We start from the raw sequence: 24,335 nt of genomic DNA, 5'->3' as shown, positions 1-24,335 counted from the left end.
ATGAATGCACTCACTGGCGCTACGGTGTTCGTTGTACAGACGCTGATCAGCCTTTACCTCACCATCGTGCTGTTGCGCTTCGTGCTGCAACTGGTCAAGGCCAACTTCTACAACCCACTGTGCCAGTTCGCTGTCCGCGCGACACAGCCGCTGCTCAAGCCCATTCGCCGACTCATTCCGAGCGTGCTGGGGCTCGACACGTCTTCGCTGCTGCTGGGGATCGTGATTCAGGCGCTGCTGATGGCGTTCGTGCTGATGATGACCTACGGAACCATCGGCGATATCCCGCACCTGTTCATCTGGTCGATCCTGGGCGTGCTCTCGTTGCTGCTGAAGATTTTCTGGGTGGCGATGATCATCATGGTCATCGTGTCGTGGATCGCGCCCGGCAGCCATAACCCGGCCGCAGAGCTGGCGTATCAGATCAGCGAGCCCATTCTGGCGCCGTTCCGCCGGATTATCCCGAACCTGGGCGGCATGGATATCTCGCCGATCTTCGCCTTCCTGGCGATTCAGGTTGTGCAGTCGTACCTGATGCCACAGCTGGCGGCCTATGCAGGTATGCCGCAGGAGTTGTGGCGGTTGATCTGACGCCTGGCTGGATCGAGGGGGCCCTACCGATTTCATATGGATGAAAGAGGTTGGCCCCCTTTCTTTATCTCTTCAAACGCGTGCATCACTTTGGTCACTGCCGGGGCCAAAACGCGCGAATAGCGTGCAAAAAAAGCCAGTAACGCCCTCATTCAAAAACGTCTGCTCATCCTGTGAATGCCATCCACGTGTGAAGATCTCTGCGGACTGCGCTGTTTCAGGGGCCCACAGGATATTTTCAAATTTCCTACAGCGATTTCCCAAAACTGGCACGCGCTCTGCAATACATAAAGTAATTCCAGTTTTGGGGACCTTGGTACAGGCAGGCCGGGGATTCCCCTCTTTTATTCCTCCCGGAGACTGACTTCCAGTCTCCAGCGCCCGTCCTGAGTTGCACCGTGCCAGTCACCGTGCAACGGACGGGCCGCCAGCAGGTTCAGCAACAACCCCTTGTCACTTCGCTGCACCCTCCAACGCACATCCCGTCCTTCGAATTTGAACTCGCCCCGCTGCGGCTCGCCTTTGGCGGCGAACAACAGCGCGATGGCGCCATCAATGTGCTCGCCGTGCAGTTGCGGCTCGTGGTTGAACCACAATGCCAAGCCATTGGGAAGCGCCTCGACCTGCTGCAGTTGAGTGGGATCAGGCGTGGTGATACGGCCGATCATCAACCCGACCATAAACCCGACAATCGCGATCGACCCTAAAACCTTCGGCCACATCTTCGGCCTGGGGTCCTCTTCAGGGGTAGAATGCATCCCGTCCTTTTGTCCGGAGCCGTGCATGTTTCACGTGATCCTTTTTCAACCAGAAATTCCGCCGAATACCGGCAACATCATCAGGCTGTGCGCCAACAGCGGCTGCAGCCTGCATTTGATCGAGCCGCTGGGCTTCGAGCTGGACGACAAGCGCCTGCGCCGCGCCGGGCTCGACTACCACGAATATGCCACGTTGCATCGTCACGCTGACCTGCCCAGCTGCCTGGACAGCATCGGCCACCCGCGCCTGTTCGCTTTTACCACAAAGGGCTCGCGGGTTTTTCACGATGCGCAGTTTGCCGAAGGCGACGCGTTTCTGTTCGGCCCGGAAAGCCGCGGCCTGCCGGCTGATGTGCTGGACGCGCTACCGGGCGACCAACGCCTCCGGTTGCCGATGCGTGAAGGTTGCCGCAGTTTGAATCTGTCCAACACCGTAGCGGTGGCCGTGTACGAAGGCTGGCGGCAATTGGAGTTCAAATAACCCCCCCAGCCACTGTAGGAGCGCGCTTGCCCGCGACAGCGTCGTGTCAGGCACCATCGAGGCCGGATGTGCCTACGTCATCGCGGGCAAGCGCGCTCCTACAGCACCCACAAAAAAGCGCCCACGAGAGGCGCTTTTTTGTGTGTGAAGCAACCGCTTACTGAACGGTAGGCGTTGGCGTTTCGCCAGCTTCTTGCATGCGCTGCAGCTCTTGCGCGTACAGGGCGTCGAAGTTCACCGGGGCCAGCATCAGCGCAGGGAACGAGCCGCGTACGACCAGGCTGTCGATGGTTTCGCGCGCGTAAGGGAACAGGATGTTCGGGCAGAATGCGCCGAGGGTGTGGCTCATCGATGCCTGATCCAGACCTTTGATCAGGAAGATGCCCGCTTGCTGCACTTCAGCGATGAATGCGATTTCTTCGCCATTCTTCACTTCAACCGACAAGGTCAGCACGACTTCGTAGAAATCATTTTCGAGCTGCTTCTGACGCGTGTTCAGGTCCAGGCTTACGTTTGGCGTCCACTCCTGGCGGAAGATCGCCGGGCTTTTCGGCGCTTCGAAGGACAGGTCACGCACATAGATGCGCTGCAGGGAGAACTGTGGGCCTTCTTCGTTGGCAACGGCGCCGGTATCAGTTTGATCAGTCATCTCAAATCCTTCTTACTTTAAGGTCTTGTAGGGTTGAATTCAGGCTGTCAGCAGCGCGTCCAGCTTGCCGGCGCGCTCCAGAGCAAAGAGGTCATCGCATCCACCGACGTGAACCGAGCCGATCCAGATCTGCGGAACGGACGTACGCCCTGCTTTCTTGATCATCTCTGAACGCAGCGCAGGCTTGCCGTCGACGATGATTTCGTCAAAAGCCACCTTCTTGCTGTTCAGCAGTTGTTTGGCGCGCGTGCAATACGGGCAATAGTCGCTGGAATAGACGATGACTTCAGGCATTTCATTTCACCAATGGAAGGTTATCTGCACGCCAGGAGGAGATGCCACCCGACAGCTTGGCTGCCTTGAAACCGGATTTCAGCAGTTCACGCGCGGTCATGCCAGCGTGCTGGCCGGCGGCGTCAACGATAATCAGGGTCTTTTCCTTGTACTTCTCAAGTTCAGCTACGCGAGAAATGACCTTGTCCTGCGGGAAGCTCAACGCGCCAACGATATGGCCTGCGGTGAAGTCCTTCTTGGTGCGCACGTCGATCACAACGCCCTCATCGCGATTGACCAGGGTGGTCAGCTCGCCAGTGCTCAGGCTGCGGCCGCCCTTGCTCATCTCGTACGCGATCAGCAGAGCCAGCAAAATGACGAAGGCGCCAACCAGTAAATAGTGTTCAGTGGCAAATTGAATCAGGTGAGCAACCATCATGAGGTTCCAGGGCGTTAAAATGTCGGCCAGTATACACAGCCCCCAAGGTCGGCCAAAGCCCGTACGGCAGTGACGCCGTTTGAACTTGCTCCTAAAATACCGATCTTTTTTCTACTTCTTCTTTAAGCCATGCCAGCGATGTGAGATCAGCGCCTGATTTTCACACCCTTTGCAGACGAGGGATCTATGACTACCACGCCCAAACCTTTGGTCCTGATTATTCTGGACGGCTTCGGACACAGCGACAGCCACGACGGTAATGCGGTCTATTCGGCCAAAATGCCGGTCTTTGATCGCTTGTACGCAACGATGCCCAACGGCCTGATCTCAGGCTCAGGCATGGATGTCGGCCTGCCGGACGGCCAGATGGGCAATTCCGAGGTCGGTCACATGAACCTCGGTGCCGGGCGTGTGGTGTATCAGGACTTCACCCGCGTAACCAAATCGATCCGCGATGGCGACTTCTTCGAAAACCCGGCCATCTGCAAAGCGGTCGACGCCGCTGTCGGCGCAGGCAAAGCTGTCCACATTCTGGGCCTTCTGTCGGACGGCGGCGTGCACAGCCATGAAGATCACCTGGTGGCCATGGTTGAGCTGGCGGTCAAACGTGGCGCCGACAAGATTTACCTGCACGCCTTCCTTGATGGCCGCGACACCCCGCCGCGCAGCGCGCACAAGTACCTCGAAACCATGGAAACCGCCTACCAGCGTCTGGGCAAAGGTCGTACGGCCACGATCATCGGCCGCTATTTCGCCATGGACCGCGATAATCGCTGGGACCGCGTTGAGTCGGCCTACAACCTGATCGTCGACGGCACCTCCGAATTCCAGGCCGCGACCGCCAAGGCGGGGCTGGATGCCGCTTACGAGCGCGACGAGAACGACGAGTTCGTCAAAGCCACCCGCATTGGCGAGCAGGCCAAAGTGGAAGACGGCGACGCTGTGGTGTTCATGAACTTCCGTTCCGACCGTGCCCGCGAACTGAGCCGCGTGTTCGTTGACAACGATTTCAAGGACTTCGCCCGCTCCCGCCAGCCACAACTCGCCGGCTTCGTGACCCTGACGCAATACGCGGCCAACATCCCGGCGCCGGCCGCATTCACCAAAGGCGGCCTGAAAAACGTGTTGGGCGAGTACCTGTCGAACAACGGCAAGACCCAGCTGCGCATCGCCGAGACCGAAAAATACGCCCACGTCACCTTCTTCTTCTCCGGCGGCCGTGAAGAACCGTTCCCGGGCGAAGAGCGCATCCTGATCCCGTCGCCGAAAGTTGCCACGTACGATCTTCAGCCGGAAATGAGCGCACCGGAAGTCACCGACAAAATCGTCGACGCCATCGTCAATCAGCGCTTTGACGTCATCATCGTCAACTACGCCAACGGCGACATGGTCGGCCACAGCGGGATCATGGAAGCGGCGATCAAGGCCGTCGAATGCCTGGACGTGTGCGTCGGTCGCATTGCCGAGGCGCTGGAGCAAGTGGGTGGCGAAGCGTTGATCACCGCCGACCACGGCAACGTTGAGCAGATGACGGATGAACAGACGCATCAGCCGCACACCGCGCACACCACCGAGCCGGTGCCGTTCATCTATGTTGGCAAGCGCGATCTGAAGGTCCGCGAAGGCGGGGTGCTGGCTGACGTGGCGCCGACCATGCTGCAACTGCTGGGCATGGAAGTACCCGAAGAGATGACCGGCCATTCGATCCTCGTTTCCAGGTAACGCGCTTTAAACCGGCCTGTCGTGACCCGACAGCGCCGGTTTTGTATGAAATGTCTGAAAGCTGCGGCCTCATAGCGTTTTTTTTGCGGCCTCTGGCGGGCATACTAGGCCCGTCTTCACTCCTTGGTATCGCCCGCCCCATGCTTCGCGCCCTGATCGCCCTTGCTTTGCTCTGTCTGCTCAATCCGGCGTTCGCCGACGACGATCGGGCACAGACCCAGAAACAACTCGATGCCACGCGTCAGGACATCACAGAACTGAAGAAGGTGCTCGGGCAGCTGCAGGAAGAAAAGTCCGGCGTCCAGAAAGACCTGCGCACCACTGAAACGGAAATGGGCAAGCTGGAAAAGCAGGTCGAGGTCCTGCAGAAGGAACTAAAAAAGAGTGAAAGCGAGCTGCAACGGCTCGACCAGGAGAAAAAAAAACTCCAGACCGCACGCGTTGAACAACAACGATTGATCGCCATGCAGGCCCGCGCCGCGTACCAGAGCGGTCGCCAGGAATACCTCAAGCTGCTGCTCAACCAGCAGAACCCGGAAAAGTTCGCCCGCACCCTCACCTATTACGATTACCTGAGCCAGGCCCGCCTGGAGCAGCTGCGCAGTTTCAATGAAACATTGCGCCAATTGGCCGGTGTCGAGAAAGACATCGACCTGCAGCAAGCGCAATTGCTGGTTCAGAAAAGCTCGCTGGACGACCAGAAAGCCAAGCTTGACGATGTGCGCAAAGAACGCCAGACCGCCCTTGCCAAGCTCAATCAGGACTACAAGGCTCGCGACCAGAAGCTGCAAGCGCGTCAGCAGGATCAGAACGACCTGGCGAAAGTGCTGAAAACCATCGAAGAAACCTTGGCACGCCAGGCCAGAGAAGCCGAAGAAGCGCGTCAGAAAGCGCTGATCGCTCAACAAGAGGCTGAGAAGCGCCAGCGCGAGCAGGAAGCACTGGCGGCCAGCCGGGGCAAAAAGGATGACAGCGATGAAGCCCCTCGCCGTCCGGTAAAAGCACCCGGCGCAATGGTTTCCAGTACCGGTCAGTCGTATGGCGGCCCTTTTGATCAGGCAAAGGGAAAACTTCCTTGGCCTGTCGATGGTCGATTGTTGGCGCGTTTCGGTGAAACACGCGGCGACGACGCACGAACCAAGTGGGATGGCGTGATGATCAGCGCTTCGGCGGGCAGTCAGGTACACGCTGTGCATGGTGGTCGTGTGGTGTTCGCCGATTGGTTGCGTGGCGCAGGGCTTCTGGTCATTCTCGACCACGGCAACGGCTATTTGAGTCTGTACGGTCACAACCAGAGTCTGTTGAAAGAGGCTGGGGACGTTGTAAAAGCCGGAGAAGCCATCTCCACTGTGGGTAACAGTGGCGGCGGGCAAGATACTCCGGCGTTGTATTTCGCTATTCGTCAGCAGGGTCGCCCAAGTGATCCGGCCCAATGGTGTCGCACTCAAGGATAAGTCGACGCCTCATTCAGGAGTTCGTAAGACATGCTGTTCACGTCCCGCCTCACCTCGCTGGCCCTGATCATCGCCGTGATCATCGGTGCTCCTCTTGCCCAGGCCGCCGGTGCCGCACCCGCAGCAGCACCGGCTGCTTCGCCTGCCGCGACTGCACCCAACCTGAAGGCGCCGCTGCCGCTTGACGAGCTGCGCACCTTCGCCGAGGTCATGGACCGGATCAAAGCCGCTTACGTCGAACCTGTGGATGACAAAACCCTGCTGGAAAACGCCATCAAAGGCATGCTCAGCAATCTGGATCCGCACTCTGCCTACCTGGGCCCGGAAGACTTCCAGGAGCTGCAGGAAAGCACCAGCGGCGAGTTTGGCGGGCTGGGCATCGAAGTCGGCGTAGAAGACGGCTTCATCAAGGTGGTCTCGCCCATCGACGACACGCCAGCTTCCAAGGCCGGGATTGAAGCAGGTGACTTGATCGTCAAGATCAACGGCGCGCCGACCCAAGGCCAGACCATGCAGGAAGCGGTCGACAAGATGCGCGGCAAGCTGGGTGAGAAAATCACCCTTACGCTGGTGCGCGACGGCGGCACGCCATTCGATGTGACCCTTGCGCGGGCCACCATCCAGGTCAAGAGCGTGAAGGCGCAGATGCTGGAGAACGGCTTCGGCTACATCCGCATCACCCAGTTCCAGGTCAAGACCGGCGAAGAAGTCGGCAAGGCGCTGGCCAAGCTGCGCAAGGACAACGGCAAGAAGATGAGCGGGCTGATTCTGGACCTGCGCAACAACCCGGGCGGCGTACTGCAGGCGGCCGTCGAAGTGGCGGATCACTTCCTGACCAAGGGCCTGATCGTCTACACCAAAGGCCGCATCGCCAACTCCGAGCTGCGGTTCTCCGCCGATCCGGCCGACGCCAGCGAAGGCGTGCCACTGGTTGTGCTGATCAACGGCGGCAGTGCTTCAGCGTCTGAAATCGTCGCCGGCGCCCTGCAAGACCAGAAACGCGGGATCCTGATGGGCACCGACACGTTCGGTAAAGGCTCGGTACAAACCGTCCTGCCGCTCAACAATGATCGCGCGCTGAAGATCACCACGGCGCTGTACTACACGCCCAATGGTCGCTCGATTCAGGCCCAGGGGATCAACCCCGATATCGAAGTGCGCCGCGCCAAGCTGACCGCCGAAACCGATGCCGAGAACTACAAGGAAGCCGATTTGCTCGGCCACTTGGGCAACGGCAATGGCGGCGCAGACAAGCCGACCACCAAGGCAGCGGCTGGCAAGGCGCGTCCGCAGGACGACGATTACCAGCTCAATCAGGCGCTCAGCCTGCTCAAGGGATTGAGTGTGACGCGCGGCAACTGATATGCGCGCGTGGCTCACCGGGCTCGTTTGCGCCCTTTCTGCTCTGACCGGTGCCGTCCACGCGGCACCGGTCAACGCCGCAGAACCTTCCGCCAAGCCGGCAAAGACTGCCTACCTCAGCCTGATCATCGATGACCTCGGACAGAACCCTGAGCGCGACAGCCGGGCGCTCAAACTGCCCGGCCCGGTCACTCTGGCAATCATGCCCGACACCCCTCATGCCACGGAATTCGCGCGTCAGGCGCACAAGGCCGGCAAAACCGTGATGCTGCACATGCCCATGGATCCTGCAACGGGCCCTTACGCGTGGCACCCGGAATTGCCGTTGCCTGAACTCGAATCACGCCTGAACGCCGCCCTGCTGAAAGTGCCATTTGCCGCCGGCATCAATAACCATATGGGCAGCCGAATGACCGCCGAGCCGGTGGCTATGACTTGGCTGGTGGGCGAGTTGCAACGCAGGCATTTGTTCTTGGTGGACAGCCGGACCAGCGCCAAGACCGTTGCCGCTGCCGAGGCGCAGAAAATCGGGTTGGCGAGCGTGTCGCGGGATGTGTTTCTGGACGATGAACGCACCGCAGAGGCCATTACCGGGCAGTTGCAAACGGCGATCAAGCTGGCGCACAAGCAGGGCTCGGCCGTCATGATTGGCCATCCTTACCCGGTGACGCTGGACGTGCTGGAGCGCGAACTGCCCAAGCTCAAATCCCAGGGCATCGAGTGGATCGAGATTCGCCACATGGTGACCGAGCGCGGGAATGAAGCGATGGCGGGGCATGGTCGCAACGGTGTTTATCGGTAGCACGTTGCGACGCAACCTGTAGGAGCGCGCTTGCCCGCGATGACGATCCTTCAGCAATGAATGTGTCGCCTGATCCAACGCAATCGCGGGCAAGCGCGCTCCTACATCTGCGTAGTTACAGGTAACTGCCCAGAATCTTGTCCACCACCCCTTCCGCACGCATCTCATCCAGCGCTTTCTGCAGCTTGGCGACCACCTGGTCAGGCGTTTCCCGGTTGAGTGCCAGAAACAGCTCCGCCTGATTGAAGCGCAAGACGGTCTTCAACCCTGAAATCCCTTCTTGCCGCGCCAGATACCGGCCCGCCGGGTCGCCTGTGGCCCACAGGTCGATCTGCCCATTGACGAGCTTTCTGGCGTTGTCTTTGTCCCTCAACACGGTCACCGGGTTGAGGCCCTGACGTGCCAGCTCTTGGGCAATCGCATCCCCTTTATAGGCGCCGATCTTGTACTGCCGGGCCTGATCAAGAGTTTTCAGCTCGATGGTGCTGTCAGACCGCCCCAGCATGACCCAGTCGTCCGGACCTATCGGGCCTACCCACTTGAAGAGCTTTTCGCGCTCAGGCAGTCGCGCCGTGACGAAGACGCCATAGCCGGGATTGTTCATTGCGAGTTTGTAGATGCGGTCCCACGGGAAGCGCAGGGTCATGTTGTAGCCGATCCCGGCGCGCTTGAAGGTCTGGCGTACGATCTCGACGGCAATCCCTTCGATGTTGCTTTCCTGGGCGAAGTTTTTCCCGTCTGTGGCCATGTTGTAGGGTGGAAAATTTTCGGTCAGCAGGACAAACGAGGTGTCCGCCGGAGTGCGTCCACCTGCGGAGCCGCTCAGCCCTTCTGCCTGAATAACTGCGCTCGAGACACAACCGACCAGCGCAAAAACAAAAGCTGAAATTCTCAGCATACGATTCATCTCTACCCATGACTTTGCACAGGGTGCAGGCCCTGCGCACCGTTGTCCAGAGCCCTGGACCGACGCTGAGCTTTGTCGCTGAAGCCATAAATATGTATGTGACCAGAGTGCACTTTATCTGACTACCTGATGGCTTCTTTCTAACAGCCCGCACCAAACGCGGGCGCCATCAGACCAGATAGGTGCTTCATGAAATATCACACACACGCCTTGTATAGCCTCGCGATCATGAGCCTCATGGCGGCAGGCATTACCCAGGCAAACGACTATGGCCAGGGCCAGGAGAATTACGCTGCCGCCATTGCTCTCGATAATGCGCAAAACCGTCACGGCCCATGGAGGGCAGTAGGCCGTCTGCAACCAGGCAAGGAGACGCCCGACATCCATTGCAGCGCGTCCTTGATCGACTCACGCAACGGCAGCCCGGTGGCATCAGGGCCTGCGTACATCCTCACCAGCGGCCACTGCGTGAGTCAGGACAGTCTGAATATCGCGAGCGACATCCCTCTGGATGGCCATATCGATTTCGACTACTTCCTTGGCAACATGCCGAACACCGAGCGTTATGCGTTGAAAAAGCTGGTCCGGGCGACCACGCGTGGTGCGGATTTGGCCATTGTCGAGCTGGACACATCGCTGCAATCGCTGCTCGACAAAGGTATCGAGCCGCTGAGCATCAGTACCCATGGACCGGCCCAAGGCATGAATGTGCTGATCGTCGGCGTCCCGTCAGGCCATGAAGACGCCCCTGCCCTGCGTCTGTCGGCATGCCCGCTGGAGGGCAATGCGGACTTGCTGGAAGATGTGTACATATTCCGCGGCTTCCATAAGCATCGCTGTCAGGGTCTGGCCCCGGGAAGTTCAGGTAGCCCCGTGCTGGACAGGAACTCGAATCAGATCGTAGGCGTCCTCAGCACGTCCACCACAGGCGTCAAAGAAGAAAACCGCTGCCAGCCAAACGCTCCCTGCGAGATCCATAACGGGCAGCCGATGCTATCGCCAGACACCTCTTATTCCAGCCCGGCGCTTGGCCTCAAGACCTGCTTCAGCCAGGGCCTGTTCAACCCGCTGGACGTTGAATGCACCTTGCAATCGACACTCAAGATGACCTTGGGGGCAAGCTACTCGCCAAACCCCTATAGCCGGGTAACCGACGACGATCAGGGCGGTACCGTCCTGCCAACGTGGTCATGGCCGTTCTCGCTGGACACCCCTTTCTACCGCTACAAAGCTGTTCGTACGCCTACGGAATGTGAAAGCCCGCATCACTACAGCAACGCCAACAGCGCGACGCAGGCTTTGATCGATGACCGCGTAGGCTCGGAGGCTGGCCTGTATTTTCTGTGCATCATCGGCGTGGACTCTGCCGCCCAGCGACCGGCGCAAGAGATGATGAACAAGCCAGTGATTGTGGCGATGGAAATCGCACCGTCGGGGCCGACCCGCATGCCGCAACTGACCATCGAACGCAGGGCTGAGGGCGGCTACCAAGTGATGCCGTACTACTCCAACCCGACGCTGTGGGTGTACACGTTCAAATCGGGCCCGGCTGAAGCTACGCAATGCGATGACCCAGAGGGCTACCTACCTGAATTCGACGAGGTGGTGATCATTGAAGCGACACCATTGCCGATGAAGCTATGCTCCAAGGCCTATGACATGACCAGCCAGCCATCGTCGCCACGCACTGACCTATTGCTGCCCTGATCGGGAGGTCGTCGAGTAAGTTTAATCAGGGAAACAAGCGCGCTGGCTGACCAGGATTACGGTAAGCCAGCGCAGTCAGGATCAGCGAACCACAATCCCTTGCCTGGCCATGAACGCCTTGGCCTCCGGCACGGTGTATTCGCCAAAGTGGAAAATACTTGCCGCCAGCACTGCACTGGCATGCCCTTCCAGCACGCCAGCGGCCAGATGCTGAAGATTGCCGACGCCGCCAGAAGCGATCACCGGGATGCCCAGCGCATCGCTGATCGCGCGCGTGACGCCCAGGTCAAAACCGTTTTTCATGCCGTCCTGGTCCATGCTGGTCAGGAGAATTTCGCCAGCGCCCAGGTCTTCCATCTTCTTGGCCCATACCACAGCGTCCAGGCCCGTCGGCTTGCGCCCGCCGTGGGTGAAGATTTCCCAGCGCGGGGTTTCGCCGGGCAGCGAGACCTTTTTGGCATCAATGGCCACGACGATGCATTGCGAGCCGAAACGGGCAGCGGCTTCGCCGACAAATTCAGGGTTGAAGACCGCTGCGGTGTTGATCGAGACCTTGTCCGCGCCGGCGTTCAACAGATTGCGGATGTCCTGCACGGTGCGCACACCGCCACCCACGGTCAGCGGGATGAAGACCTGGCTGGCCATGCGCTCAACGGTGTGCAGCGTGGTGTCGCGGCCGTCGACGCTGGCGGTGATGTCGAGAAAGGTAATCTCGTCAGCGCCCTGCTCGTCGTACATACGAGCAATTTCCACCGGGTCACCGGCATCGCGGATGTTCTCGAACTTCACGCCCTTGACTACGCGACCGTTGTCGACGTCCAGGCAAGGGATGATGCGTTTGGCGAGGGCCATGTGACCATTCTCCGAAATTCTGTGAGTCACCTGTAGGAGCGCGCTTGCCCGCGAAACCGTCAGTACATCCGAAAGAAATCGGTCGTCTGAAACGGACAATCGCGGGCAAGCGCGCTCCTACAGATCAGCGCTGAGCCAGATCGCAAAGCGCCTGGGCTTCAGCCACATCCAGCGTGCCTTCGTAGATCGCCCGGCCGGTAATCGCGCCGATGATCCCCGGTGCGCCGGCATCGAGCAGCGCCTTGATGTCGCCCAGGTTGTGAATGCCACCTGAGGCGATCACGGGAATGCGTGTGGCATTGGCCAGCGCCACCGTGAAGGGCACGTTGCAGCCCTGCATCATGCCGTCTTTGGCGATGTCGGTGTAAACGATGGCCGAGACACCGTCCGCTTCAAAACGCTTGGCCAGATCGATCACCTGGACCGAGCTGACTTCAGCCCAGCCGTCGGTGGCGACAAAACCGTCCTTGGCGTCCAGACCGACAATCACCTTGCCCGGAAACGCACGGCAGGCTTCAGCCACGAACTCAGGCTCCTTGACCGCCTTGGTGCCGATGATCACGTAGCTGACGCCGGCCTTGATGTAGTGCTCGATGGTTTCCAGCGAACGAATGCCGCCGCCGATCTGGATCGGCAGTTGCGGGTAGCGCTTGGCAATGGCCGTGACCACGTCGCCGTTGACCGGCTGACCTTCGAACGCACCGTTCAGATCGACCAGGTGCAAACGACGGCAGCCGCCCTCGACCCACTTGGCGGCCATGGCCACCGGGTCGTCGGAAAACACCGTTGAATCTTCCATGCGGCCCTGGCGCAGACGCACGCAGGCACCGTCTTTAAGGTCGATGGCGGGAATGATGAGCATGAGCTTTTCCTTCGTAAAAGAGCTGCGAGCCGCGAGCTATAAGCTGCAAGCGGGCACGCGTACTAATTCTTGCAGCTTCAAGCTTGTCGCTTTCAGCTGCCCTTCTCCAGCGCCCAAACGTCGCTTTCGATGCTCTCGAAGCGCTCTTTCAAGTGCGCCTGAACATCGAAGATCGCTCGGTTGTAATAGTGCGGGGCGATTTCCTGGGTGAACAATTCAAGGATTTCAGCCGCCTCGAACGAACCCAGGTCCAGTTCGAAGCGGTCCTCCATGAAGCGCTTGATCTTGTGACACGCCTCGCTTTCTTGCTCGGGCGTGAGCGTCAGGATCGGCGGCTTGTTCTTTTTGGCCATCACCAGCGACCGTCCCACGCGGCGAAGTTCTGCAGCAACTGCAGGCCATGGGTATGGCTCTTCTCCGGGTGGAACTGCACCGCGAACCGCGAGCCGTCCGCCAGTGCAGCGGCGAAATCATGGCCGTAATGGCCACGACCGACAATCTGCCGGGCATTGGGCGAATCGATGTAATAGCTGTGCACGAAATAGAACCGCGCCAGATCCGGAATGCTGTGCCACAGCGGGTGATCAACCGCTTGCTTCACTTCGTTCCAGCCCATGTGCGGGACTTTCAGGTGTTCGCCGTCTTCGTGCAGGTCCTTGCCGAAGAACCGCACCTGACCTGGAAACACACCGATGCAGTCTTCACCGCCGCTCTCTTCGCTGCGGTCCATCAGCGCCTGCATGCCGACGCAGATGCCAAGGAAGGGGCGGTCCTGACTCACTTCGCGCACCAGGGCGTCGAAGCCCAGCCGGCGGATCTCGGCCATGCAGTCGCGAATCGCGCCCACACCGGGGAAGACCACACGGTCGGCCTCACGAATCACATCGGCGTCACTGGTGATCAGCACACGACCGGCGCCCACGTGCTCCAGGGCCTTGGCCACCGAGTGCAAGTTGCCCATGCCGTAATCGATAACCGCGACTGTCTGCATCAGAGCACGCCCTTGGTCGAGGGCATCTGGCCAGCCATACGGTCGTCGAGCTCAACCGCCATGCGCAGCGCACGGCCGAAAGCCTTGAACACGGTTTCGATCTGGTGGTGAGTGTTGGAGCCGCGCAGGTTGTCGATGTGCAGCGTGACATTGGCGTGGTTGACGAAGCCCTGGAAAAATTCCTGAAACAGGTCGACATCAAAGCCGCCAACGGTGGCGCGGGTATAGGGGACATGCATCTGCAGGCCCGGGCGACCGGAAAAGTCGATGACCACGCGTGACAGCGCTTCATCCAGCGGGACGTAGGCGTGGCCGTAGCGACGGATGCCCTTTTTGTCGCCGATGGCTTTGCTGAATGCCTGACCCAAGGTGATACCGACGTCTTCCACCGTATGGTGGTCGTCGATGTGCAGGTCGCCTTTGCTGACGATATCCAGATCGATCAACCCGTGACGGGCAATCTGATCGAGCATGTGTTCAAGGAAGGGAACGCCGATGTCGAATCGGGCCTTTCCAGTGCCATCCAGGTTGATCGAGGCTTTGATCTGGGTTTCCAGAGTGTCGCGCTCGACAAACGCCATACGTTCGGCCATCACCAGCTCCGCAAATCATTGGGCGAAAAGGCGAGCATTATAGGCGTGCGGCGGGGAAACAGAAACACGAGACGTGTGATGGGTGACGGAGGGATTGATTCGGAAGGGGGACTGTAGGAGCGCGCTTGCCCGCGATTGCGGTGTATCAAACACATCATGAGTGCCTGACACACTGCAATCGCGGGCAAGCGCGCTCCTACAGGTTTAGTCCGGCCTGCAAACGATCAGGCCGAACCTTCTACCTCTTACTGGAACAACACAGCCGTTTTCTGCAGGGTGATCCAGACGCCCCACGCCAGCGGGATGCCCACGGCCAACCAGGCCAGGATCGCCAGCGGCTTGGTGCCGGAGGCTGCTTTCCACTCAAGCGAAGTGCTGTGATCGGCACCGACATCGTGACCGATGGCTTGCTCGGCTTTGAGCTCTGCGTCGGTCATGAAGTACTTGTCAGCCACCGGACGCACCAGCAGGTTGCAGATGAAGCCCAACACCAACAGGCCCGCGAGGATGTACAACGTGATGTTGTAGGCATCGGCACGCGCTACGCCGTGGCTCAGCTGGTATTCACGCAGGTAGTTCACCAGCACCGGACCCAGCACGCCAGCCGCTGCCCATGCAGTCAGCAGACGACCATGGATCGCGCCGACCATTTGCGTACCGAACAGGTCAGCCAGGTAGGCCGGCACAGTGGCGAAGCCGCCGCCGTACATCGACAGGATCACGCAGAAAGCCGCCGCGAACAGCGCGACGCTGCCCATGTGGCCCAGTGTCGGAACCGACGCGTACAGCAGGAAACCCAAGGCGAAGAATACGAAGTACGTGGCTTTGCGGCCGATGTAGTCCGAGAACGATGCCCAGAAGAAACGTCCGCCGATGTTGAACAGGCTCAACAGACCGGTGAAGCCCGCCGCGATGGCCGCAATGGCCGCCAGTTGCGAAGCGTCCAGCTGGCTGAAGCCCAAGTCATTGCCCAGCAACTTGCCCGCGAACACTTCCTGTAACAGCGGAGAGGCCATACCCAGGATGCCGATACCGGCCGAGACGTTCAGGCACAGCACCAGCCAGACCAGACGGAACTGCGGGGTTCTCCACGCAACGTTCACGTGCACGTGACGGTTGGTGATCATTGCGTTGCTGGCTTTCTTGACCGGAGCGGTCCAGCCTTCAGGTTTCCAGCCGGTAGGCGGAACGCGATAAGACAGGGCGCCGCCGATCATGAAGATGAAGTAGATCACCGCCATGGCCACGAAGGTCTGCCATACGCCGACGCTGTCAGGCGAAGCAAAGCGGCTCATCAGAGCAGTTGCCAGGGGAGCACCGACCATCGCGCCGCCGCCGAAACCCATGATCGCCATGCCGGTGGCCATGCCGCGCTTGTCCGGGAACCACTTGATCAGCGTCGAGACCGGCGAGATATAGCCAAGGCCCAGACCGATACCACCGATCACGCCCGAACCAATCCACATCAGCCAGATCTGGTGCGTATAAATGCCCAGTGCCGAGATCAGCAGACCGCCACACCAGCACAGTGCCGACACGACGCCAGCCTTGCGCGGACCGGCGTGCTCTAGCCAGCCACCCCAGATGGCTGCCGAGCAACCCAGGAAAATGAAGAACAGGGTGTAGATCCAGCCGAGCATCGAGATCGGCCAGTCACAGCTGGCTGAAAATACTTGCTCGAAGAAACCCATGTCGGGTGCACAAGCAACGGCGGTCTTGATACCCACTGCCTTGGACAACGGCAGCCAGAACACCGAGAAGCCATAGGCCATGCCGATACACAGGTGGATCGCGAGGGCTGCAGGTGGTACCAGCCAGCGGTTGAACCCGCTCTTCGCGATAATGCGCTCTTTGGACAAGAACGCAGGTTGCGCGGTAGAACCGCCCAACGCAGTACTTGTACTCATTGTTATTCCCCCAGATTTTTTTAGTTGTGACTTGCAAAGTAGTGGCAACGCTTTTTCGCCCACAACCTTGATGCACGCAGGCAACGGTTGTTTTATCGGCAGGATTTTTGATTACGTGACAATTCGACGCAGCTAAAGCTTCGAAGCGCGAAACTTTACCATCTGCCGCGCAAAAGAAAGCGATCTGCTACTACCTTTTTTATACCGTCCGTCATGGGTAGGATCACTGCGTAAGAAAGCTGACACTTCCGCGCGATTGAGCCGGGAGGCGACGATAAATGGCGGAAATTTGGCACCTTGACCGCGAAGCAAACTACGCTTGCGTGAGAACGTTATACTCGCGGGCTAAATTTTGAACGACACGACAACAAGGACTCGCTCATGAAAGCGTTCGGCAAAATCCTGGGACTGTGTGTTCTCGGGCTGTTGCTGATCATCGTGGCTCTGGGTTTTGCCCTGAGCCATCTGTTTGATCCCAACGACTATAAAGACGAGATTCGTAAACTGGCGCGCGACAAGGCCCATGTGGAGCTGACCCTCAACGGCGATATCGGCTGGAGTCTGTTCCCCTGGCTAGGCCTGGAACTGCATGACGCCAGCGTCGCTACCCTGACCGACCCGACCAAACCGTTCGCCGACCTGCAGATGCTCGGCCTTTCCGTTCGCGTGCTGCCGCTGCTGCGCAAAGAAGTGCAGATGAGCGACGTGCGCGTCGAAGGCCTGAATCTGATGCTGACCCGTGACGCCAACGGCCATGGCAACTGGGAAGACATCGGCAAGGTGCCCGCCACTGCGTCAACCGAGGCGACCACCCCCGCCGGCGAGCCCGCCCCACCCACCAAACCCGAGCGGCCGGCGCAGCCGGTTAAGCTGGACATCGACAGCCTGACGGTCAACAACGCGCGCATCGAATACAACGACATTCCCAAGGCCCGGCAATTTACCGCCGAAAGTATTCAGATCAGTACCGGCGCGGTGCATGAAGCCACTGACATCCCGATCAAGCTGACGGCCTTCCTCAGCACCAATCAACCGGTCATTCGCACCAAGACCGAGTTGTCCGGCCAGTTGCGGTTTGACCGGGTGCTTAAGCGCTATCAATTCGAAGACATGCGCCTGTCCGGCGAAGCGGCGGGCGATCCGTTGCAAGGCAAGACGCTGACCTTCGCCGCGCAGGGCAATCTGCTGGTCGATCAGGCGGCCAACGTCGCCGAATGGAGCGGCATGAAGGTCTCGGCCAATCAGCTGCGTGCGCTAGGCGAGCTGCATGTTCGCGATCTGGACAAGACGCCGCAATTGAGTGGCGGTCTGTCGATCGCTCAAATCAATCTGCGCGACTTTCTCGAAAACATTGGCCAGCCCGCACCGCCGTTGGGCGAAGGCAGTCTGAACAAGTTTGAAATGGTCACCCGAGTGGCCGCGAACCCGACCAGCGTGACGTTCGACGACCTGACCCTGAAGCTCGACGACAGCACCATCACTGGTCGCATCGCCGTGGAGGACATCGCCAAACAGTCGCTGCGCCTGCAGCTCAAGGCCGATACGTTCAACGCTGACCGCTATCGCCCTGCCCAGAGTGAAGAACGCAAGAGTGCGGGCGCCGCGCGCAAGGCCGAAGTCGAAGGCGGCGAGGCCCAGGCCCTGGCGGGCGCAGGTACCACGCCACTGCCGGATCAGCCCACGAAAGGCGCCTGGAGCGATGCGAAATTGCTGCCCCTGGAGCGGATGCGCACGCTGGACGTTGATGCAGACCTGAGTTTCGGTCAACTGACGGTTCAGAAACTGCTGATCCAGAACGCTGCGCTCAAGACCTCGGCACAGGCTGGCGTGGTCAAGCTCGACAGCCTGCGCGGCGATCTCTACAACGGCAATTTCGAGGTCAAGGGCAATCTCGATGTACGTCCGGACGTGCCGCTGGCCAGCGTTCAAACGCGCATTGCCAAGGTGCCGGTCGAGCGCTTTATCCAGGCTCAGGGCGAAACCCCGCCGCTGCGTGGCCTGCTGACCCTCAACAGTGACTTGACCGGCAAAGGCAACAGCGAGAAAGCACTGATCGACAGCCTCAACGGCACGGCGAGCTTTGCGCTGAACAACGGCGTGCTGGTCAACGCCAACCTGGAGCAGCAGCTGTGCCGGGGCATCGCAACGCTCAACCGCAAATCACTGAGCGGCGAGCCGCGCGGCAAGGACACGCCCTTCCAGCAACTGAACGGCAATCTGGTGTTCCGCAACGGCGTGGCCAGCAACCCGGACTTGAAAGTGCGTACGCCGGGCCTGACCGTCAACGGTGAGGGTGACATCGACCTGCGTGTGCTGGGCATGGACTACCGCGTCGGCATCATTATCGAAGGCGACAAGAGCGACATGCCGGACCCTGCTTGCGAGGTCAACCCACGCTTTGTCGGTATCGAATGGCCGGTACAGTGCCGTGGCCCCCTGGAATTGGGCGCCAAGGCGTGCCGTCTGGACAACGACGGGCTGGGCAAAGTCGCCGCCAGGCTGGCAGGCGACCGTATCGGTGACAAAATCGACGAGAAGCTGGGCGACAAAGTGAGCCCGGAACTCAAGGATGCGATCAAGGGATTGTTCAAGCGCTGACAACTCCCTGTAGGAGCGCGCTTGCCCGCGATGGCCGTTGATCAGGCATGACGATGTCGCCTGAAAAACCTTATCGCGGGCAGGCGCGCTCCTACAGTTTCACTCCTCCAACCCCGGACACTCCATGCAAGCCGAACAATTCTCCAGCGCCGTGCTGGAGTGGTACGACCGTCACGGCCGGCATGACCTGCCGTGGCAACAGGACATCACGCCATACCGGGTGTGGGTCTCGGAAATCATGCTGCAACAGACTCAAGTCAGCACCGTGCTCAATTACTTCGACCGCTTCATGGAAGCGCTCCCGACAGTACAAGCCCTGGCGGACGCGCCCGAAGACGAAGTGCTGCACCTGTGGACGGGCCTGGGCTATTACACCCGCGCTCGCAATCTGCAGAAGGCCGCCAAGATCGTGGTCGCCGATCATGGGGGCGAATTCCCGCGCGACGTTGAAAAACTGATCCTGCTGCCGGGCATCGGGCTGTCGACCGCCGGCGCTATCGCCAGCATCAGCATGGGCCTGCGCGCACCGATTCTGGACGGCAACGTCAAACGCGTTCTGGCGCGCTACACGGCGCAAGAGGGTTATCCGGGCGAGCCCAAGGTCGCCAAGCAGCTCTGGGCCAATGCCGAGCGTTTCACGCCCTATCAACGGGTGAACAATTACACCCAGGCGATGATGGATCTGGGCGCCACGTTGTGCACGCGCACCCGGCCAAGCTGCCTGCTGTGTCCGCTCGAGCGCGGTTGCGAAGCGCACCTGTTGGGCCTGGAAACGCGCTACCCGATCCCCAAGCCGCGCAAGACCATTCCGCAGCGGCGTACATTGATGCCGATGTTCGCCAACCGCGACGGCGCGATTCTGCTGTATCGCCGCCCTTCGACCGGTTTGTGGGGCGGATTATGGAGCCTGCCGGAGCTGGACGACTTCGATGACGTGCAGCACCTGGCAACGCAACACGCGCTGGAGCTCGGCGAGCATCACGCCCTGCCCGGCCTGATCCACACGTTCAGCCACTTCCAGCTGACCATCGAACCATGGCTGGTGCAGGTCCAGCAGTCCGCCCATCACGTGGCCGAGGACGACTGGCTCTGGTATAACCTCGCCACCCCGCCGCGCCTGGGCCTTGCCGCCCCGGTGAAGAAGCTGCTTAAAAACGCAGCCGACGTATTGAATGCAGGAGAGTCCTCATGACCCGCATCGTAATGTGCCGTAAATACAAAGAAGAACTGCCAGGCCTGGAACGCGCCCCTTATCCAGGCGCAAAAGGCGAAGACATCTTCAATAACGTTTCGCAGAAAGCCTGGGGAGACTGGCAGAAACACCAGACCCTGCTGATCAACGAGCGTCGCCTGAACATGATGAACGCCGAAGACCGAAAATTCCTGCAGACCGAGATGGATAAGTTTCTGTCGGGCGAGGAATACGCCAAGGCCGACGGGTATGTTCCGCCCGCAGAATAAAAGGGTTTATCGCAGTGCGGGTCGTAAGCGACGGTAATAATTCGATTTTTTGAAAAACACGCTTGACGACCCCCTGAAAAACACGTCTAATGCGCCCCGTTGCCCAGATAGCTCAGTCGGTAGAGCAGGGGATTGAAAATCCCCGTGTCGGCGGTTCGATTCCGTCTCTGGGCACCACAAATACCGAAAAACCTCTGCATCGAAAGATTCAGGGGTTTTTTATTGGGCGCGATTTATTAACATTGCAGATTCGCACAACAGGAGAGCTTTCCATGTCATCCGCGAACAAGCAGCAAAAGCGTGCCAAACGCGCCAAGACCAAAGCTAAACAAAGTCGCGTCGCACGCCAGAACCCTCACACAGCGACGCCTATCGTTCCCGACTATTTCATGCCGGATTTCCTCTCACCCGACGTAGCGCTAGATGAAGATGACCTACTTTTGGAAGCCTATATTGAGCCTGAACTCCTCGAAACCCTGAATGACGAGGAGCGCGAGGCAATGAAGGCGCTCTTGAAGGGCGACATGACTGGCATGCCGACCGAAGATGAAATGCAGCTAAGTGAAGTCTACGAGCGTCCAGCGCCGGAGCCCTCGGAGGAGCAACGCATTGCGCATTTCGAAGCACTCAAACAAGCAGAGCTGGAAGGCGAGCACGCATTGCTGTCAGCGTTCGCGAGAGGACCGGTCGCAGCTCATGCCCTTTACAACATTGACTTCAACCACTACGACGACATTCTGGTCAATTCGCTGGGCGCCTACTGGAGATGGGCTCATGGGCTCGACGAAGAGGCTGTCAGGGCGCGCATCGTCAATGATGATTTCTACGAGGCCTTCCGGGATGTCCTTGGCGAGATCGAAGAGGAAATGATCGATCGGTTGATCTCAGGCCAGAAGTAGCAGGACTGACGGGCGCAAGACTCATACACTGTCCGCCCGTCCATCCCGGGCCATGAAGATGGCTGCACCGCACAAAGGAAATCGCCTCAATGGCCTCCCCTGACAAACAACAGAAGCGCGCCAAGCGGGCGAAAGTCAAAGCCAAGCAGAACCGCATGGGCAAGGCCGGGCAAAGCGTCGTGCACCCGGTGCTGGCTAACCCCTTCGTCAACGAGCCGTTCGATGATGTCGAGATCGACCTCAGCACCTTCGACTTCAAAGACATCGTCGAAAACGGGTTCGACCCTGCCGACTTCGATGACCTGTTTGAAGCCATGAAAAGCGCCGAGGCCATCAGCCAACTGGCGATGTGCGTGGTGTTCCTGCAGTACCCGGTGCTGGAGCTGGTCATCGCCGAGGAAGAGGAAGAACCTGCTACCGACTTCATGATGGGGCTGCTGATTACCTATCGCGCGATTCACCATGATGAGGACGAAGACGCGGCCATCGAATGGATCGGCGGCGAAGCGTTTCAAGCCGACTACAGCCAGGCGTCTCAGATCCTTGAGAAGAAGAACGCACGCACCAGCCGGCCTGCCCCACCGCATCCGTAACCGCAATTTTAATTTACAAAGTGCCACTACGCGGTTAGCGTGCCGACCTTGACGAGAATGACATCTCTTCTCAATTAGGCCGCCACGTTGACCGAGCTCTCTACACCCTCACACAAGCCGTATTCCACCTGGCGCATTTATCTGCACTGGGTATCGGCCGCCGTCATCCTGTGGGCGACCTTCAGCGGTTTCGGCGTCTCGCTGCTGGCGCACGAAGACCGCTTTCGCCTGTGGGTGGAGTCAGTCAATCCACAGCTCACCAGCGTGTTCATCCCGGTCTTCATGTGGCGCGTGTGGCTCGCGGTCATGCAAAACCAAACGCCCGCGCCTCAAGGCCTTCAGGCGTATCTGGCTCGTTGGGCACATGTGGCGCTCTATGTCGTGGTGAGCGCGGTGCTGATCACCGGCGTACTGATGATGACTCACCCCGTCGACATGCTCAGCCTCTTCCAACTGCCACAACTGATCCACTCAGCCACGACGCTGAGCACGCTGCATGAGGTGCATCACGTGTTATGCGCGGTGTTGGCGGGGTTGGTGGCGGTGCATTTGATGGCAGTGGTGCAGCATCAGGTGATGGGACGCTCGGTATTGTGGCGGATGCGCTAACACCATTTTCGAACGCCGTGACAACGAAAAACGGCCGCAATCATCACTGATCACAGCCGTTTCCTAACCGCTAAACGCTCAACTGCTCATCTCAGCCAAGCGCGACCTTCCCGGCATGTGCGCCTTTGCGGCGGCGTGAAACGATCAGGCCTGCGGCGATCACCATTACACTCAACAACCCCGTGGCGATGATCTCCATGCGGTGGGCTTCCTGCACCAGCATGATCGCCAGCACGCCGACGATGAACACGATGACGGCCCAGGTCAGGCCGGGGAACAGCCACATGCTGAAGGCGATTGTTTCGCCAGCAGCCTGTCGTTTTTGACGCATGCGCAGCTGAGAAACGGCGATCACCAGGTACACCAGCAGCGCAATCGCACCTGAACTGGCAAGCAGGAAATCAAACACGGCAGCGGGCGCCACGTAGTTGGCAAATACGGCGAGAAAGGCTGCCGCGGTCGACATCAGCACTGCCCATATCGGCGTGCCGGCCTTGCTGGTGCGTTGTGACAGCGCAGGCGCATCGCCGCGTTTGCCCAGCGAAAACATCATGCGCGACGCGGTGTAAAGCGCCGAATTCAGGCAACTGGTGACCGCCACCAGTACGACCAGATCGACGATCAACTTGGCGTTGGGGATGCCCATCAGATCGAGCACCGTCTGGTAGGAGCCGACATCGGCCAGGCGGCTGTCATTCCAGGGCACCAGCGCTACTACGATGAAAATCGACACCAGGTAAAACAGACAGATTCGCCAGATGACCGAGTTGGTCGCCTTGGTAATCTGCTCGCCAGGGTTTTTCGACTCGGCGGCAGCGATGGTGACGATCTCGGTGCCCATAAACGAGAACATCGTGGTCAGCATGGCCGCCAACACCGCACCGATACCGTTGGGCATGAAGCCCTGAGTGTCGAACAGATGACTGACGCCACTGACCTGCGAGTTCGGCAACAGACCCAGGATGGCCAGCACGCCCAGCACGACGAAGCCGAGGATCGCCAGGACTTTGATGAGGGCAAACCAGAACTCGAATTCGCCGTAATTCTTGACGCTGAACAGGTTGGTAGCGGTCAGCAGCAGCGTGATCACCAACGTGAACGCCCAGATGGCGACGCTCGGGAACCAGGCGTGGAGGATCGTCGCCGCGGCGTTGGCCTCCAGCGGAATCACCAACACCCAGAACCACCAGTACAACCAACCGATGGTAAAACCCGCCCAGTGACCAATCGCGCGATCGGCGTAGGTAGAGAACGAACCCGTATCAGGCGACGCCACGGCCATCTCGGCCAACATGCGCATCACCAGCACCACCAGCGTACCGGCGGCGCCATACGCCAGCAGTACCGCCGGCCCCGCCTCAGCAATGGCGTGACCAGACCCCACAAACAGACCAGCGCCAATCACGCCCGCAATGGACAGCATAGTGATGTGACGCGGTTTCAACCCTTGCTCGAGACTCGAAGAATTAGAAGCACTGCTCATAGGAACAACCTTTTACGGATTTTCATACGGTTCAAGACACCCTGCAGACATTCGTAAAAATATCCGTACGGCTCTGTTACTTATTTTTTACGCAAGAATTACGCCAAAATATTTCAAAAACGACGTCGTCCTCGGAGATGCCCGGTATAGGGCGATCTTGCAAGGCATTGATTGGTATGGCATTCCGCCAGTCGCGTAGGAAATGTTACCGACTGCCTCAGACAAACGACCCCAGCGCGCACCGAAAATACACATTTACCCTGTCATCGCCCCTTTTGAATGCACACACGAGCGTCCGACTCAATGAATGCGGCCAAATGGCGCTTTTGTTACTGGGGTAAA

25 protein-coding genes and 1 tRNA gene are annotated in these 24,335 nt (G+C 59.3%); 14 read left to right on the top strand and 12 right to left on the bottom strand.

The features are described from left to right. On the top strand, positions 1–591 hold the full coding sequence (locus ABQX22_RS12165) for a YggT family protein (RefSeq protein ID WP_349799772.1): 591 nt from the start codon (positions 1–3) through the stop codon (positions 589–591). Positions 592–935: 344 nt separating this feature from the next. On the opposite strand, the gene ABQX22_RS12160 is transcribed toward ABQX22_RS12165, so the two are convergent. Next, the gene (locus ABQX22_RS12160) at positions 936–1,349 is read right to left on the bottom strand and encodes a hypothetical protein (protein WP_349799771.1); all 414 of its coding nucleotides are present in this window, start codon (positions 1,347–1,349) and stop codon (positions 936–938) included. A gap of 25 nt (positions 1,350–1,374) precedes the next feature. Here ABQX22_RS12160 and ABQX22_RS12155 point away from each other — a divergent pair, with 25 nt between their 5' ends. Further along, complete coding sequence (locus ABQX22_RS12155) at positions 1,375–1,830, top strand: tRNA (cytidine(34)-2'-O)-methyltransferase (protein WP_349799769.1); 456 nt, start codon at positions 1,375–1,377, stop codon at positions 1,828–1,830. A gap of 157 nt (positions 1,831–1,987) precedes the next feature. Here the strand turns inward: ABQX22_RS12155 and secB are convergent, their stop codons facing one another. From secB to ABQX22_RS12140, 3 genes are read right to left on the bottom strand one after another with little or no spacing between them, the layout of a single operon-like run. After that, complete coding sequence (gene secB / locus ABQX22_RS12150; protein ID WP_349799767.1) at positions 1,988–2,479, bottom strand: protein-export chaperone SecB; 492 nt, start codon at positions 2,477–2,479, stop codon at positions 1,988–1,990. Positions 2,480–2,518: 39 nt separating this feature from the next. After that, positions 2,519–2,773, bottom strand: a complete 255-nt coding sequence (gene grxC / locus ABQX22_RS12145; protein WP_349799765.1) for a glutaredoxin 3 — start codon at positions 2,771–2,773, stop codon at positions 2,519–2,521. Between the two features lies 1 nt (position 2,774). Then, complete coding sequence (locus ABQX22_RS12140; RefSeq protein WP_349799763.1) at positions 2,775–3,191, bottom strand: rhodanese-like domain-containing protein; 417 nt, start codon at positions 3,189–3,191, stop codon at positions 2,775–2,777. Between the two features lie 186 nt (positions 3,192–3,377). On the opposite strand from ABQX22_RS12140, the gene gpmI reads away from it, so the two are divergent. The 4 genes from gpmI (at position 3,378) to ABQX22_RS12120 (ending at position 8,531) form a co-directional block, all read left to right on the top strand. Further along, positions 3,378–4,913: a 2,3-bisphosphoglycerate-independent phosphoglycerate mutase gene (gene gpmI, locus ABQX22_RS12135; protein ID WP_349799761.1), complete on the top strand. Its 1,536-nt coding sequence runs from the start codon at positions 3,378–3,380 to the stop codon at positions 4,911–4,913. Positions 4,914–5,053: 140 nt separating this feature from the next. Continuing rightward, positions 5,054–6,367 carry a murein hydrolase activator EnvC family protein gene (locus tag ABQX22_RS12130; RefSeq protein ID WP_349799759.1) on the top strand — a complete coding sequence of 438 codons (1,314 nt, stop codon included), beginning with the start codon at positions 5,054–5,056 and terminating at the stop codon, positions 6,365–6,367. 30 nt (positions 6,368–6,397) lie between these two features. Further along, positions 6,398–7,729, top strand: coding sequence for a S41 family peptidase (locus ABQX22_RS12125; RefSeq protein ID WP_349799758.1), 1,332 nt, complete (start codon positions 6,398–6,400; stop codon positions 7,727–7,729). A 1-nt stretch (position 7,730) separates the two neighbouring features. Beyond that, the gene (locus tag ABQX22_RS12120; RefSeq protein WP_349799756.1) at positions 7,731–8,531 is read left to right on the top strand and encodes a divergent polysaccharide deacetylase family protein; all 801 of its coding nucleotides are present in this window, start codon (positions 7,731–7,733) and stop codon (positions 8,529–8,531) included. Between the two features lie 115 nt (positions 8,532–8,646). On the opposite strand, the gene ABQX22_RS12115 is transcribed toward ABQX22_RS12120, so the two are convergent. After that, the gene (locus ABQX22_RS12115) at positions 8,647–9,429 is read right to left on the bottom strand and encodes a substrate-binding periplasmic protein (RefSeq protein ID WP_349799754.1); all 783 of its coding nucleotides are present in this window, start codon (positions 9,427–9,429) and stop codon (positions 8,647–8,649) included. 198 nt (positions 9,430–9,627) lie between these two features. Between ABQX22_RS12115 and ABQX22_RS12110 the strand changes: the two genes are divergently transcribed. Continuing rightward, positions 9,628–11,145: a trypsin-like serine peptidase gene (locus ABQX22_RS12110; protein WP_349799752.1), complete on the top strand. Its 1,518-nt coding sequence runs from the start codon at positions 9,628–9,630 to the stop codon at positions 11,143–11,145. Positions 11,146–11,226: 81 nt separating this feature from the next. Here the strand turns inward: ABQX22_RS12110 and hisF are convergent, their stop codons facing one another. From hisF to ABQX22_RS12080, 6 genes are all read right to left on the bottom strand, one after another. Continuing rightward, entirely contained in the window at positions 11,227–11,997 is a 771-nt protein-coding gene (gene hisF, locus ABQX22_RS12105) for an imidazole glycerol phosphate synthase subunit HisF (RefSeq protein ID WP_349799750.1), read from the bottom strand. Between the two features lie 124 nt (positions 11,998–12,121). Beyond that, positions 12,122–12,859: a 1-(5-phosphoribosyl)-5-[(5-phosphoribosylamino)methylideneamino]imidazole-4-carboxamide isomerase gene (hisA, locus tag ABQX22_RS12100; RefSeq protein WP_349799748.1), complete on the bottom strand. Its 738-nt coding sequence runs from the start codon at positions 12,857–12,859 to the stop codon at positions 12,122–12,124. Positions 12,860–12,951: 92 nt separating this feature from the next. Continuing rightward, positions 12,952–13,212, bottom strand: coding sequence for a DUF2164 domain-containing protein (locus tag ABQX22_RS12095; RefSeq protein WP_349799746.1), 261 nt, complete (start codon positions 13,210–13,212; stop codon positions 12,952–12,954). Further along, on the bottom strand, positions 13,212–13,850 hold the full coding sequence (gene hisH, locus ABQX22_RS12090) for an imidazole glycerol phosphate synthase subunit HisH (protein ID WP_349799744.1): 639 nt from the start codon (positions 13,848–13,850) through the stop codon (positions 13,212–13,214). The genes ABQX22_RS12095 and hisH overlap by 1 nt, the downstream gene beginning before the upstream one ends. Next, on the bottom strand, positions 13,850–14,443 hold the full coding sequence (hisB, locus tag ABQX22_RS12085) for an imidazoleglycerol-phosphate dehydratase HisB (RefSeq protein ID WP_349799742.1): 594 nt from the start codon (positions 14,441–14,443) through the stop codon (positions 13,850–13,852). Before hisB ends, hisH begins: the two co-directional genes overlap by 1 nt. Before the next feature lie 245 nt (positions 14,444–14,688). After that, the gene (locus tag ABQX22_RS12080; protein ID WP_349799740.1) at positions 14,689–16,350 is read right to left on the bottom strand and encodes an OFA family MFS transporter; all 1,662 of its coding nucleotides are present in this window, start codon (positions 16,348–16,350) and stop codon (positions 14,689–14,691) included. 381 nt (positions 16,351–16,731) lie between these two features. On the opposite strand from ABQX22_RS12080, the gene ABQX22_RS12075 reads away from it, so the two are divergent. The 7 genes from ABQX22_RS12075 to ABQX22_RS12045 all read left to right on the top strand — a co-directional run bounded on the left by ABQX22_RS12075 (position 16,732) and on the right by ABQX22_RS12045 (position 22,510). Further along, positions 16,732–18,948, top strand: a complete 2,217-nt coding sequence (locus tag ABQX22_RS12075; RefSeq protein ID WP_349799738.1) for an AsmA family protein — start codon at positions 16,732–16,734, stop codon at positions 18,946–18,948. A 124-nt stretch (positions 18,949–19,072) separates the two neighbouring features. Then, positions 19,073–20,140, top strand: a complete 1,068-nt coding sequence (gene mutY, locus ABQX22_RS12070; protein WP_349799736.1) for an A/G-specific adenine glycosylase — start codon at positions 19,073–19,075, stop codon at positions 20,138–20,140. After that, positions 20,137–20,409: an oxidative damage protection protein gene (locus ABQX22_RS12065; protein ID WP_349799734.1), complete on the top strand. Its 273-nt coding sequence runs from the start codon at positions 20,137–20,139 to the stop codon at positions 20,407–20,409. Before mutY ends, ABQX22_RS12065 begins: the two co-directional genes overlap by 4 nt. Positions 20,410–20,510: 101 nt before the next feature. Then, positions 20,511–20,586 (top strand) — tRNA-Phe (locus ABQX22_RS12060). Positions 20,587–20,681: 95 nt separating this feature from the next. Next, positions 20,682–21,308, top strand: a complete 627-nt coding sequence (locus ABQX22_RS12055; protein ID WP_349799732.1) for a hypothetical protein — start codon at positions 20,682–20,684, stop codon at positions 21,306–21,308. A gap of 89 nt (positions 21,309–21,397) precedes the next feature. Next, a complete protein-coding gene (locus tag ABQX22_RS12050; protein WP_349799730.1) occupies positions 21,398–21,901 on the top strand; it encodes a hypothetical protein in 504 nt (167 codons plus the stop codon). Positions 21,902–21,988: 87 nt separating this feature from the next. Next, positions 21,989–22,510 carry a cytochrome b/b6 domain-containing protein gene (locus tag ABQX22_RS12045; RefSeq protein WP_349799728.1) on the top strand — a complete coding sequence of 174 codons (522 nt, stop codon included), beginning with the start codon at positions 21,989–21,991 and terminating at the stop codon, positions 22,508–22,510. A 91-nt stretch (positions 22,511–22,601) separates the two neighbouring features. Here ABQX22_RS12045 and gabP read toward each other — a convergent pair whose 3' ends face one another. Beyond that, positions 22,602–23,993 carry a GABA permease gene (gabP, locus tag ABQX22_RS12040; RefSeq protein ID WP_349799726.1) on the bottom strand — a complete coding sequence of 464 codons (1,392 nt, stop codon included), beginning with the start codon at positions 23,991–23,993 and terminating at the stop codon, positions 22,602–22,604. Positions 23,994–24,335: the final 342 nt, after the last annotated feature.

Origin of the sequence: Xanthomonas sp. WHRI 1810A (genome assembly GCF_040202885.1) — a bacterium.
In the GTDB taxonomy this organism is placed as follows: Bacteria; Pseudomonadota; Gammaproteobacteria; order Pseudomonadales; family Pseudomonadaceae; genus Aquipseudomonas.
This window is presented reverse-complemented; position numbering and strand designations above follow the sequence as displayed.